The sequence below is a fragment of the Komagataeibacter sp. FNDCR2 genome (assembly GCF_021295395.1).
GTDB lineage: Bacteria > Pseudomonadota > Alphaproteobacteria > Acetobacterales > Acetobacteraceae > Komagataeibacter.
This window is the reverse complement of sequence record NZ_JAIWOU010000001.1, coordinates 2,022,948-2,035,948: the sequence shown is the minus strand read 5'-3', so window position 1 is coordinate 2,035,948 and position 13,001 is coordinate 2,022,948. Positions and strand designations below refer to the sequence as shown.

At 66.0% G+C, this 13,001-nt stretch carries 11 protein-coding genes; 2 read left to right on the top strand and 9 right to left on the bottom strand.

Going from position 1 to position 13,001, the window contains the following annotated elements; genetic code table 11:
• Positions 1-9: 9 nt before the first annotated feature.
• Positions 10-1,203: an MFS transporter gene (locus LDL28_RS09680; protein WP_233058355.1), complete on the bottom strand. Its 1,194-nt coding sequence runs from the start codon at positions 1,201-1,203 to the stop codon at positions 10-12.
• 201 nt (positions 1,204-1,404) lie between these two features.
• On the opposite strand from LDL28_RS09680, the gene LDL28_RS09675 reads away from it, so the two are divergent.
• Complete coding sequence (locus LDL28_RS09675) at positions 1,405-1,986, top strand: NUDIX hydrolase (protein WP_233058354.1); 582 nt, start codon at positions 1,405-1,407, stop codon at positions 1,984-1,986.
• 18 nt (positions 1,987-2,004) lie between these two features.
• Here LDL28_RS09675 and LDL28_RS09670 read toward each other — a convergent pair whose 3' ends face one another.
• The 4 genes from LDL28_RS09670 to LDL28_RS09655 all read right to left on the bottom strand — a co-directional run bounded on the left by LDL28_RS09670 (position 2,005) and on the right by LDL28_RS09655 (position 6,046).
• Positions 2,005-2,742, bottom strand: a complete 738-nt coding sequence (locus tag LDL28_RS09670; protein ID WP_233058353.1) for a methylenetetrahydrofolate reductase — start codon at positions 2,740-2,742, stop codon at positions 2,005-2,007.
• 29 nt (positions 2,743-2,771) lie between these two features.
• On the bottom strand, positions 2,772-3,686 hold the full coding sequence (gene folD / locus LDL28_RS09665) for a bifunctional methylenetetrahydrofolate dehydrogenase/methenyltetrahydrofolate cyclohydrolase FolD (protein WP_370636301.1): 915 nt from the start codon (positions 3,684-3,686) through the stop codon (positions 2,772-2,774).
• A 188-nt stretch (positions 3,687-3,874) separates the two neighbouring features.
• Positions 3,875-5,449 carry a trypsin-like peptidase domain-containing protein gene (locus tag LDL28_RS09660; protein ID WP_233058351.1) on the bottom strand — a complete coding sequence of 525 codons (1,575 nt, stop codon included), beginning with the start codon at positions 5,447-5,449 and terminating at the stop codon, positions 3,875-3,877.
• Between the two features lie 120 nt (positions 5,450-5,569).
• Positions 5,570-6,046 (bottom strand): nucleoside deaminase, encoded by a 477-nt coding sequence (locus LDL28_RS09655; RefSeq protein ID WP_370636381.1) that lies wholly within the window; start codon positions 6,044-6,046, stop codon positions 5,570-5,572.
• Positions 6,047-6,292: 246 nt separating this feature from the next.
• Between LDL28_RS09655 and LDL28_RS09650 the strand changes: the two genes are divergently transcribed.
• A complete protein-coding gene (locus tag LDL28_RS09650; RefSeq protein WP_233058349.1) occupies positions 6,293-6,430 on the top strand; it encodes a hypothetical protein in 138 nt (45 codons plus the stop codon).
• A 7-nt stretch (positions 6,431-6,437) separates the two neighbouring features.
• Here LDL28_RS09650 and LDL28_RS09645 read toward each other — a convergent pair whose 3' ends face one another.
• Genes LDL28_RS09645 through LDL28_RS09630 form a run of 4 tightly spaced genes read right to left on the bottom strand, consistent with a single transcriptional unit; the run spans position 6,438 to position 12,848 of the window.
• Complete coding sequence (locus LDL28_RS09645) at positions 6,438-7,109, bottom strand: histidine phosphatase family protein (RefSeq protein ID WP_233058348.1); 672 nt, start codon at positions 7,107-7,109, stop codon at positions 6,438-6,440.
• A gap of 35 nt (positions 7,110-7,144) precedes the next feature.
• Positions 7,145-9,253 (bottom strand): hypothetical protein, encoded by a 2,109-nt coding sequence (locus tag LDL28_RS09640; protein WP_233058347.1) that lies wholly within the window; start codon positions 9,251-9,253, stop codon positions 7,145-7,147.
• Positions 9,235-9,999: an RluA family pseudouridine synthase gene (locus LDL28_RS09635; protein ID WP_233058346.1), complete on the bottom strand. Its 765-nt coding sequence runs from the start codon at positions 9,997-9,999 to the stop codon at positions 9,235-9,237. The genes LDL28_RS09640 and LDL28_RS09635 overlap by 19 nt, the downstream gene beginning before the upstream one ends.
• Positions 9,996-12,848, bottom strand: coding sequence for a DNA translocase FtsK (locus LDL28_RS09630; RefSeq protein WP_233058345.1), 2,853 nt, complete (start codon positions 12,846-12,848; stop codon positions 9,996-9,998). Before LDL28_RS09630 ends, LDL28_RS09635 begins: the two co-directional genes overlap by 4 nt.
• Between the last annotated feature and the right edge of the window lie 153 nt (positions 12,849-13,001).

Genomic DNA, 13,001 nt, shown 5'->3' with positions numbered 1-13,001 from the left:
GCGCGCGGATCAGCGCGGCAGGAATTTCAGTACAATGGTCGCACCCACGCCGGCCAGCGTAAACAGGGCCGAGACAAGAAACAGCGCGCCATACCCCATTGTCTGGATCACCAGCCCCAGCAATGGCCCGGACAGCCCCACCGCGATATCGAGAAAAACCGAAAACGCCCCCAGCGCGGCCCCCCTGTTTTCCGGCCCCACGCGCGTGACCGCCAGCACCCCCATGGCGGGAAAGACCAGCGAGAACCCCGCCCCGGTCAATATCGCCCCGATGGCCGCCCCCGCCATGGTGTGGCACCGCCACAGCACCACCAGCCCCAGCGTTTCCACCAGCAGCGATACGAGGGTGACGATCAGGCCGCCCCGGCGGTCGATCTGGCGGGCGAACAGGAACCGGACCAGACAGAACATGAGCCCGAATCCGGTCAGCGCCACGGCCGCGCCATCCCAGTGGTTATTGGCATAGAACAGGGCCAGGCAGGCGGAAATCGTACCGAACCCGACCGAGCCACAGGCCAGCACCAGCCCATGGGGCAGCACGCGCATGAACACCGCGCGGAAGGGCATGGGCGGCCCGCTGCCTGGCACGGGCGGCACGGGGTCGTAGCGCCGCGCCAGCACGAACCCGAACAGGGCCAGAACAGCGGACAGCACCCCCACCATGGTCAGCCCGCCATAAGGCAGCGGCAGGCCGGACAGGATCTGCCCGATGGGCGCGCCAAGCGCGATCCCGCCATAGGATGTGATCCCGTTCCATGAAATGACCTGCGCCGTCCGGGCCGCGCCCACCCGCCCGATATTCCACATGATGGCGCCCGTCGCGGTCCAGCTTTCGCCCACCCCCAGCAGGATGCGGCTCAGTATCAGCAACACGATGGAGAGCATGGCGAAGTGCAGCAGCACCCCCGACAGCAGCAGCATCACACCCGACAGCGTGCATATGGCCAGCCCCTTCACCACCGTGGGCTTGGCCCCCAGGCGGTCCGTCTGGCGTCCCGCGCTGGCGCGGGAGGCGAAGGTGGCGAGATACTGGATGGAAACGGCGAACCCGGCCAGTACCGTGTTGTAGCCAAGCACCTGATGCACAAAAACCGGAATGACCGCCATCGGCAGGCCGATATCAATATAACACAGCAGGTTGAACAGCACGACGGACAGGATACGCCGTGTATGGGATACCGATGGGGCCTGCGAGCCGGACATGATACGCGTAAACTCCACGAGAGGATCGACCGGCGCACATGGCGGCGGCCCGGATCGGCGGACAGAATGCGTTGGAACGAAACAACAATACGAATTATGGAAAAAACTGCAAAATCCTGATGATAGCATCAACTCCCACGCCATACCCCTGTTGCATGGCATGCGGATGCACACGGTATGATTACAGAGGATGGACCCTTCATGACGCAATCCCCCACGCCGGATGCAGGCGGATATGTGACCGTTTCCACCCGCACCGCCTATGAAAACCCATGGACCCGCGTAAGGGAGGACATCATCATCCGACCCAATGGCGTGCAGGGCCTGTACGGGGTGGTGGAACGGGGGGATTTCGTCGTGATCCTGCCGCTATGGGATGATGCGGGGGGCGCGCAGCGACGCATCACCCTTATCCGCCAGTATCGCTACCCCGTGGGCAGGCGGATGTGGGAACTGCCCATGGGCATGTGGGAGCACCGCCCCGACGCCACGCCAGAGGACGTGGCGCGTGGCGAACTGCGGGAGGAAACCGGCCTCGTCGCCACTGAAATGCGTGATGCCGGCCTGCTGTACCAGGGGGCGGGCTACTCCACGCAGAAAGGGCGGGCCTATCTTGCCACCGGACTGAGCCAGGGGCCGCACCAGCGTGAGGAGACGGAGGAAGACATTACCTGCCACACCGTCACGCTGGCGGAAATGGAGGCCATGATCGGGGACGGACGCATTACCTGCATGGTCACGATCGCGGCATTCGGGCTGATCCGGGCGCGGGGATGGATCTGACCACCCCGCCCCGGTTCCCTATTCCTTGCGCAGCGGCGTGAGGTACCGCGCCAGATTGACGCGCAACGGCATGAGATAGGTATTGCCCCCCGCCCTGGCCACGGCCTCCATCATCTGCCGGGCAAAGGCGATGTTGGCCTCTATCGTCGGTTCGAAATGGGGGGGGAAGATGACGTGGTTCGTCGTTTCCCAGTAGGAACGCGACTTGGGGCCGACCACGGGGGAAATGCCCCAGAACACGTTTTCGCCATGCAGCCAGTTCATGCACAGATCAAGCATGCGCATGTCGAACACGGGCTGGGTGAACAGGCCCGCCGCCCCCGCATCTTTCTTGCGCGCGATGGCCTCCATTTCCTGATACGGCGCGCGGCGGTACGGGTCAAAGGCGGCATACACGGTCAGGTGCGGCGCTTCGCGGCGGTAGCGTGTGATGATGCTCTCGGTCGTGTTGGGGTAGGTCCGGTGCTTCAGATCCGATGGCGGATCGCCCTGCACCACCAGTACCTCGCGCAGGCCCTCATCCTCCGCGCCCGGCAGGGGACCATCGGGGGCGATGTCGATGGCGCGGATATGGGGCACCACACGGGAAAAGACGGGCCGGACCAGCGCAGCCGCCTCCCAGCTTCGCAGGGGGAAGCGCAACAGATCGGGGATATTGATCATCTGCGCATCGGGAAATACCTCGCTGACCTCCCGCGCATCGCGCAGCAGCGTTTCCGGATCCCGCGGAATCAGTTCTACAGAAGTCAGGGTCATTCTTTTTTCCTGTGTACGGAACGGCGCTTTCAGCGCGCCTGTGCTTCCACGATCATGCGCGCCGCATCAAGGGTGTTGCGGAGCAGGCAGGCGATCGTCATGGGGCCGACCCCACCGGGAACGGGGGTAATCAGGCCCGCATGCTGCACGACTTCATCGAATTTCACATCCCCGACCAGCCGCGTCTTGCCCGAAGGCAGCGTGACACGGGAAATACCCACGTCAATGACCGTGGCGCCGGGCTTGATCCAGTCACCCCGCACCAGTTCACGCACCCCGGTCGCCACCACCACGATATCCGCCTGCCGCGCGAGCGCCGCCGTATCACGTGTGTCGATATGCGCCACGGTTACGGTGCAGCCCTCCTGCAGCAGCAGTTCCGCCATGGGACGCCCCACCAGGTTGGACGCCCCGATCACCAGCGCGTCCTTACCCCGCATGTCGCCCACGTAATGGCGCAGCAGCAGCAGGCAGCCCAGCGGGGTGCATGGCACCAGCCCCGGCAGGCCCAGCGCCAGCCGCCCGGCATTGACCACGCCCAGGCCGTCCACATCCTTTTCCGGAGCAATGGCGTTAGTGACCGCGACCGGGTCCAGCCCGGCGGGAAGCGGGAGCTGGACAAGGATGCCATGGATTTCGGGATCCACGTTCAGGCGTTCGACCAGCCCCAGCAGTTCGTCCTGCGACGTGGTGGCGGGCAGCATGTGCATGAACGAGCGCATACCCGCGCGGTGGGTCTGGAGCGCCTTGTTGCGCACATAGACCTCACTGGCCGGGTCGTTGCCCACCAGCACCACGGCAAGGCCGGGAGTAATGTGGTGCCGGTCATAGAAAGCCTGGACATCGGCCGCGATATCCTGCGTCAGGCGGGAGGCGAATCCCTTGCCATCGATCAGGCGGGCGCGGGATGGTTCCTGCGTTTCGGATAGTGCTGGGCCGGTCATCATCCCTCCGGAAACAAACATGGCGATGCGAGCAGATAAGGCAAGAAACCGCCCTGCCACAATCATCGCCACCCGTTTTTTTGGACGGAACAGCAAAAAACTCCCTTGCGAACCCATCGGAAGATACAAAAAAGGGCCGACGCATCGCTGCGTCGGCCCTCAGGCAACCCGATGAATGGCGTTGGGAATTACTGGTCGTCGTCTTCACCAGCCGCCGCGTCGCCTTCATCCGCATTGGGGCTGACCGCCACGAAAACGCTCTGCCCGTTGCGCACCACCCGCAACAGTACGGAATGGTTGGCCTGCAGCGCCTGCCTTATGGCGGAAACCGTGGCGCGCGGGTTCTCAACCGGGACTTCACCCACCGCCTGAATGACATCGCCCGCGTGAATGCCCGCCTGTTCAGCCGGGGAGCCAGCCTGCACATCGCTCACGACCACGCCGCGCACGCTATCCTCCAGCCCCAGTTGCTGGCGCAGGTCCGGGGTCAGGGGGGCAAGGGTCACACCCAGACGGGGGCCTTTATCCGCATCATGCGGGGCGTCGCCCACGGTGCTGTCGGCCGTGCCGCCCTTGCCCAGGCTGGCGATGACGATACTGGCCGTCTGCGGTTTGTTGTTGCGCAGGTAGGAAACGGAGGTCTTGGTTCCCGGCACGATGGAGGCGACCTTGACCGCCAGCGTATGCGGGGTGTCGATGGCCTGACCGTTGAGTTCCGTCACGACATCACCGGCCTTCAGCCCCGCCTTTTCCGCCGGGCTGCCCGCGCTGACACTCGCCACCAGCGCGCCGGTTACAGGCGCGCCGGTGGTGGAAGGCTTCATCCCCAGCGCGCTGGCCATGGACGGGGTGATCGCCTGCGCCGTCACGCCCAGATAGCCGCGCGTGACATGGCCGGTCTTTTCAAGCTGGTCGACAACATTCTTCACGGTATCGGACGGGATGGCGAAGCCAATGCCGATCGACCCGCCCGAGGGCGACAGGATGGCGGTGTTCACACCCACCACCTTGCCATCCTGCGTAAAGAGCGGGCCGCCGGAATTGCCCCGGTTGATGGGCGCATCGACCTGAATGAAGGAATCATAGGGGCCATCACCAATATCGCGCCCCCGGGCGGAGACGATACCGGCGGTCACCGTGCCGCCAAGGCCATACGGATTGCCCACGGCGACGACCCATTCACCCGGCTCCACCCTGTCGGAATCACCCAGTTCGATGAAGCGCAGCTTGCCCGAGGGAGTGACCTTCAGCAGGGCGATATCGGTCTTGGAATCGCGCCCGACGATCTTGGCGGGCAATGCCGTGCCGTCATCAAGCGTGACAGTCACCTTGCTGGCGCCCTTGACCACATGGTTGTTGGTCACGACGTAGCCATCGGCCGAGATGACGAAACCCGAACCGCGGGCTTCCACCGTCTGGTGGCCCTGCTGCGGCATCATCTGGAAGGGAAAGGGGAACGGGAAGCCACCGGGCATGCCACCGCCGGCCCCGGCTTCCTCGCTCATGTCGGGGTCCTTGATGCGCGCCGTGATCGAGACGACCGCCGGTTTGACCTGTTTGACGAGATTGACGAAATTCGGCAGTTGCTGGATCTGTGTATCAGGGCGGATCACCCCGCTGTCATCGGCCCGGGCGGGCACGGCGGCGGACAGGCAGCCCCCCGCCACCGTGCCGGCTACCAGGGAGGCCATCAGGTGGCTGCGAAACCGGCGCGAGGAAGTGGTGTTCGACCGTAATACGTCTGACATGGTACCCCTGAACATGATGGTCCTGCTGCAATCTCGAAATAACGGGCGGGACTGGCCGCCGATGCTTACAGTCCCACTGCCCGCATTGTGCCGCAAGTGAGCCAGCCCGTCCCATACCGTTGCATGACAAATAGGTTAGGCACGCAGGCCCCGGAAAAAATCCTGTAGCAGCCGCCCCGCCTCACGCTCGCGCACGCCCCCCACGATTTCGGGGCGGTGCAGGCAGCGCGGGTGGGAAAATACGCGCGGGCCATGCTCCACGCCGCCACCCTTGGGGTCATAGGCCCCGAACACGATCCGCCCGACCCTGAAATGCGTCGCCGCCGCCGCGCACATCGGGCATGGCTCCAGCGTGACATACAGCACGCACCCCGCAAGCCGCGCACCCCCGCACTGCCGGACCGCCGCGCGCATCACCTGCATTTCCGCATGGGCGGACGGGTCGCCCCATTCCTCCACCCGGTTGCCCGCGCGCGCCAGCAGCACGCCGTCCGGACCGGACAGGGCGGCTCCAACCGGAACCTCGCCCCGCCCGGCGGCGGCGCGCGCCTCCGCCATCGCGATATCCATGAAATGACCCGGCAACAGGCCCGACAGCAGGGATGTGGGCATCATGTCTCCCCGATCGTAATACGCGCCCCGGCAGGCCCGTTCCCATTCCACCCCATAAACGTTCCATGGTGTTTTTTGGTGGATCGGCGCAACTGTATCGTGACACAAACCGTTTCAGGAACGTGACATGCCGCGACAGGGATCGCGCGCATGCCCATCAGGCAGACAGACACAGGCCGGTCATTTTTCCGGGTTCCGTAGTGCTTGCCCGGATCGCGACCGACCCACGTGCTTGGGGGTAAGGTCATGCATATGCTTACACTGGTTCTTGCCACCGCCGCCATTGTCGCGGCAATGGCGACGGCAGACGACCGATGCGACCGCCCCGCGCAGCCGGCCACCCCCTGCGCACTGACCTGCATGCTCTCTTTCCACCCGCGTTGACGGCGGATCAGGGCATGGGCAGTTCGTTCACCGTCACGATACGCCAGCCTTCGGGCAGGCGCTCGATCACGCTGAGCGCCAGGTTCTGGATCGAGAAATGCAGCGCGGTTTCGGCATGGATCCGCAGGGCATGCGCAAGGGCCGCGCGGATGGCCCCCCCGTGGCTGACCACAACCATGTCCCGCCCCGCATGTTCGCTGGCCAGCCGATCGAGACAGGCCCCCACACGGGCGCAGACCTGCACCATGCTTTCCCCCTGTGGCGGCAGTTCGGTGGCGCCCACGGACCAGAACGGATGGGCGGGCAGGCTCAGCCTGTCGGGCAGGGTGTCATGGGTAATGCCGTGCCAGTCACCCATGGACTGTTCGATAAAGCCCGGCTCGACCCGCCATTCATGGGGGCCGTATCCGGCTTCCTGAATGGCGCGGGCGGTCTGCTGCGTACGGCATAGCGGCGAGGTGAACCACAGCGCCTGACGGGGCAGGCGATGCGCCAGTGATTCATACATCCGGCGCTGGGCCACCAGGCTGTCCGGACACAGGGGCACATCCATCGCGCCATACAGGTGCATGCGGGCATTCTGCTCCACCAGTGCATGGCGGATAAGCCAGAAGCGGGTAATCCCCTGCTGCAATTGCGGGGTATCGAGAAAATTGCCGTGATTGTTCTGGGTTGTCACACGCGAAATCCGTCTGGAAAGAAAATCATTACCTGTCAGGCGGGCAGGATGGCCCGCGCCTGCCAGCCACGCGGCAGGTAAGTCTGCACCGGATCGGCGCTGTTCAGCCGGGACCAGTGCCGCAGGATTAGCCCCACCTTGTCCAGGATCCGGCTTACATTCCCGGCCTCCCGGCGCAGGCGCCCGGTGGGGTCCATGCCTTCATGCGATGGCTCGCCCGAGACAAGCCGCGCCCCGGCGGAAATACGCAGCACCCCCGCAATCGCGCCCGGCAGGCCGGGATGGGCCATGGGTACCGGCTGGCCCACATGGCACAGCACGGCGGCGACGGCCGCATCGGGATCATTCGCCGGAACGATGCCGGACAGGTCGGTATTGAGCCATGCGTACAGCCGCCGCGCCTGCGCCAGCGCCAGCGGCCGGAACCCTGTACCCGCATGGTCGGGCGCGCGGACGAAGAAGCACATGATGGTGGGCAGGCAGTCCCATGCATGGTCGAGACGGGACCGCCGGGGCGCGACGGGAGGCAGCAGTTCCAGCAGGGGGTCCGCCATGATGCGGGCCTCGACAGTGGCGAGGAACCCGCGCAGGCGGTCATGGACCACCGCACGCGGCAGGACGCGGAATGCCGCCATTTCGGACAGGGCGGCCCACCAGCGCAGGATCAGGCCGATATTGTGCCCACCCGGCAGGCCCGCAAGGGCCCGGCCCCGGGGCCATGCGCAACGGTGGCTGTAATCCCCCAGGCCGGCGGGCACCGGGCGCGGGCCGTCCAGCCTGCGCCTTACTGCCGCCGGAAGCAGCAGCGCCCCACAGAAAGGCGGCCCCGTAAAGAATTTCGAGCCGGTCACCATCACCATCCAGCCCCTGTCCAGATAGGCGCGGACCCGTGCCGGATCGAGCCGGGCCTGACAGGCATCGACCACCACATCCGGGCGGTCGCCGGTCACGGGATCGGGCTGGCCCGCCTGTTCCAGCGCCTCCAGCCCCGGCGCCAGCAGGCCGGTCTTGGACAGATCCAGCCGGTGCAGCAGTACGTGCCGCCCGGCCTTACGCATTTCCCGCGTCAGGCGGCATGTATCCGCATCGACATCGGCGGGCGGTCGGACATGGCCCTGCGCATCGCGCATGGGAACATTGGCGACGAGCGTATCGGCGGGGAATCCTTCGATCCGCGTTCCACACATGACCGCCACGCCGCGTGCGGTATCATTGGCAAAATGGCAGCCGGTGGCGGCAAGGGGGACGCCGCTGCCGGTTTCCTCCGGGGCGATGAGGATGTTGCCGACAGGCCGACCGCCCGGCGCAAGGGTCGCGCAGGCCAGCGCGTACAGTTCACAATCCGTGCCCGAAGGCGCCAGCACCACGCCTTCATCCCCCCGGAGGCCAAAATGCTTGGCCAGCCGGGCCTGTATCCCAGCATCAAGTTCACAGGCCGTGGTTTCCAGCCTGCCATGCAACACACCCGCCAGAAGCGCCAGGCGCGCCTTTTCCGCCCCGGCGAAGCCCCGTTCGGACAGGGAAGACGCGGTGGACGAAGCGAAGGTGATGGCCCATGGCCGGGGCCGGTGCGAACAGCCGTAATGGTTGAGCCCGGTGGCCGGATCCACGCTCAGCCGGGCGTCGCCGCCGGTGGCCATGAGCGCCTCGGTCGGGCCCAGCAGGGGCCACAGGGCCTGGAGCGCCTCATGCGCCCGCGTGGTGAACCCATCGCTGTCCATCCGGGCAGGTGGCGGTTGCAAGGCGGCAAGGCAGGACCAGATTTCACGCAGGTCATCGGCGGGCGGCACGTGAGAACGCGCCATCCGCAGCACCCATGGGGCCGGGGCGTCCGCATCCTGCCTGCCGGTATCGAGATACCAGAACAGCGCCGCCGTACGCGCCGCACAGAAGGCGGCGCATACTGGCCGGTCCGGCGCGATTTCCAGCATGATGGCCAGTTCCAGCGCATGGCGCAGGTAGAAGGCCGTGACTTCCTGCTGCCCCTGCGCGGGCATGCCCAGCACGATTCCCCCATCGGGCAGGATACGGAAGGGAAGATCCAGCGCCGGATCGAGCAGGATCCGCCGTTCCCCCGCAATCACACGCAGGTCCGGCCGTTCCAGAACGCGCATCAGTTCCTGCGTCAATGTGTGGGCGAACACCGTGTTGCTTCCTTTTCCACGTTGTCAGGCGGGAGGGACCAGCCAGCCCGTGCCATGAGACGGCGCATATGTTCCGGTGGCATGGCCGTGGCGTGTACGGGACTGTCCAGTGGCAGATGAATGCTCCGGCTCATGAGGTATAACGCCCCTTCCCCGCGCGCGCCATATCGGCTGTCGCCCAGTATGGGGCAGCCCATTACGGCACAATGCGCGCGGGCCTGGTGAGTTCGCCCCGTTTCCAGCTCCAGTTCCAGCCAGCTTATGGGCTGGCCCGCCGCGTCCCGGCCCTGCCCCATGACACGCCAGCGCGTGCGGGCGTCCTGCCCGCCTGCCGCCACCTTCTGCATGGACCACTGCCGTCCCTGCTCCACCCGCACAAGCGGTGCATCGACCACGCCGCAAAGCCCGGTGGGCGCGCCCTGCACGATGGCCCAGTACGTCTTGCGCGCCCGCCCCGCCGCGAAACAGGCCTGGGCTGCGACCAGCGCATGCTTGCGCAGGGCGATGACAAGACACCCCGATGTATCCTGATCCAGCCTGTGGGCCAGCCATGGACCCGTGCGGTGACGTGAAAGCTGGGGGAACCAGTCCTCCACGCTCGGGCCGCCGTGCCGCCCGGGATGGACAGGCAGGCCGGGCGGCTTGTCGATGATCACGAACCTGTTATCGCGGTACAGGACCGTAAAGGGCGGCGGACCGGAAGGCGCTGCCCGCACCGTCGGGCGCGCAGGGGGCTTTGCGCTCATTCGTCTTCCGTGGGACGCCGCATGAGCACTTCACGCCGCCCGACATGGTTGGCCTCGCTGACCAGGCCTTCCTTTTCCATCTGCTCGATAATCTTGGCCGCGCGGTTATAGCCGATCGACAGGTGGCGCTGGATGAAGGAGGTGGACGCCTTGCCTTCGCGCGCCACGACCTCGACCGCCTGGGCGAACAGGCCATCTTCCTCGGCCCCGCCGCCGGGCGCGGAAAAGGGCTTGCCCGCGCTGTCATCTTCCTGGGGGGAAATGACGTCGTCATCATAGATCGGCTCGCCCTGCGTGCGCAGGAACGCCACGACCGCCTCGACCTCGCTATCATCCACGAACGGCCCATGCACGCGCGTGATCCGGCCGCCCGCCTGCATGAACAGCATGTCGCCCCGGCCCAGAAGCTGCTCGGCCCCCTGTTCGCCCAGAATGGTCCGGCTGTCGAACTTGCTGATGACCTGAAAGGAAATGCGTGTGGGGAAATTGGCCTTGATGGTGCCGGTAATCACATCGACCGACGGACGCTGGGTTGCGAGGATCAGGTGGATGCCCGCCGCGCGCGCCTTCTGCGCGAGGCGTTGCAGCAGGGCCTCGATTTCCTTGCCCGCCACGATCATGAGATCGGCCATCTCATCCACCACGATCACGAGATAGGGCAGCGAATCGAGGGCGAGCTGCTGTTCCTCGAATGTGGGTTTGCCGGTTTCCGGGTCGTAGCCGGTCTGTACGCGGCGGGTCACGATCTCGCCACGTTCGCGCGCTTCGGCCACGCGGTCGTTGTAGCTGGCGATGTTGCGTACCTGAAGATGCGCCATGGCGCGGTAGCGGCGGTCCATTTCCCGCACCGCCCATTTGAGGGCCGCCACCGCCTTGGCCGGTTCCGTCACGACCGGGGTCATGAGGTGGGGAATGCCCTCGTAAATCGACAGTTCAAGAATCTTGGGGTCGATCAGGATCAGGCGGCACTGCTCGGGCGAGAGACGATAGAGCAGTGACAGGATCATGGCGTTCACGCCAACCGACTTGCCCGACCCGGTCGTGCCCGCGATGAGCAGATGCGGCATGGAACCGAGATCGCTGTACACCGACTCGCCCGCGATATCCTTGCCCAGCGCGAGGTTGAGACGGGCCCGCGCATGCGACCATTGCGGGTCCATGAGCAGTTCGGAAAAATAGACCGTCTCGCGCCGCGTATTGGGCACCTCGATCCCGATGACATTGCGCCCCGGCACGGTTGCGATGCGCACGCTCAGCACCGACAGGGAGCGCGCCACATCATCCGCAAGCCCGATCACGCGCGCGGCGCGGATGCCCGGTGCGGGCTGGAGTTCGTACAGCGTGACGACCGGACCCGCGTGGTAGGCCACGATCTCCCCCTGCACGCCATATTCCGACAGGACGGTGACGAGATGGGCCGCATTGGCCTGAAGCAGTTCATCGGTCGGTTTGGTCGCTGCATCCTCCGGCGGGGGCCTGAGCAGGGACAGGGAGGGAAACTGCCACTGGGGCTGGGGGGACGGGATATAATCCGACTCCTCAGCCATGGCCGCGGGCGGCGGCGCGTACCCATCCGCCACGGATACGGGTTCCGGCTCCGGCGCGGCCCGTCCGCCGGAGAAAAAACGCGACAGGAGGGTCGGGCGCACGGGCTCCGTAACGGCAGCAGGCAGATCCTCATGCGACGCAATGGCGGTGGGATCATTGGGGGTTGGCGCAGGATCCTCATGCCACGGCAGGCGGTCCGATGGCAGGGTGCTCCCGCCCAGCAGGGGCTGGGTGATTTCCTCATCCATGCCGGGCGGATGCATCCAGCTTGTATGCAGCGATACCTGCGCGGGGCGCGCGCTCCCCTCGGCAGTACGGCCACCCAATGCGGGACGGGGCGCTTCCTCCGGCGGTTTCGCCATTGCGGGCACGCTTTTTGCGGCGGGCGGCGCAACCGGCTTTGACGCGGGCATCTCCATCACCGGCATCATGGCCGTGCCGGGAGATGGAGTAGGCTCGGGCGCCCTGTCCGCCACGGGGGCGATGGATGGCTCCGCTACCCCACCTGCGGGAACATAGGGTTCCTGCCCGGATGCAGGGGCGGCGGAAAGCGGCGATGGATAATCGGGAGCCGGTGGACGGGGGGAATAACCGGGCCTGTCAGGGGGGATTGCCGCGTCTTTCGTCTGTCCGGCCAGCCGCCGCAGCCACAGGGCTACGACCACGGGCTGACGCAGTACGAACCGCATGCCACGGCCGATCCCTTTCCACTCCGACAGGGACAGGGCGAAGGCGAGCAGCAGAAGCAGCCCCCCCAGCACCAGCCCGAGCAGCCAGACGATGACCGGGCCACCACGCCCGACAAACCCGGTTGCCGCCTGAATGGACATATGGGCGACGGACAGGCCAACCGCCCCGCCCAGCCCGGCCCCGGTTGGCCAGAGCCATGCGGGAAAACCCGGGACCAGCAGGGGCAATGCGGCGATATCGGCCGCGATGACCGGCAGCCCGCACAGCAGGGCAATGAAACGCAACAGCGCCGAAGCCAGGCCATGGTGACGGACCAGCCGCCACCCCCACGCCAGCAGGCACAGGATGGCGACGACCCCCACGACCCCGAAATCCTGCAACATGAGGTCGGCCATGTACGCGCCCGGCCGCCCCATCAGGTTGGCCGGGGGCTGGGCGCTGGATGTATTGGCTGAAGGATCGCGTGGATTATAGCTCCACAATGCGATGGCGAGACACAGCGCCAGACTCCACAGCCCCAGCCCGCCAGCTTCGGCCAACCGTTCACGCAGGCGCGAACGCACGGGCGCGGAAGACAGCGAGTCAGGGATAAAACGGCTGAAGATCGCCAAAAATCCACATCCTGATCAGTATGGCCCCGGCATGCATGCGCCTGCGGGAACCAGTGGCACGGGGGAAATGACCACTGCGTATCGTGCCACCATTTCCGCCAAGGAGGGTAACTATAACCCCGTCGGCCCTACGGACAGAAGGCCGGGCGTATA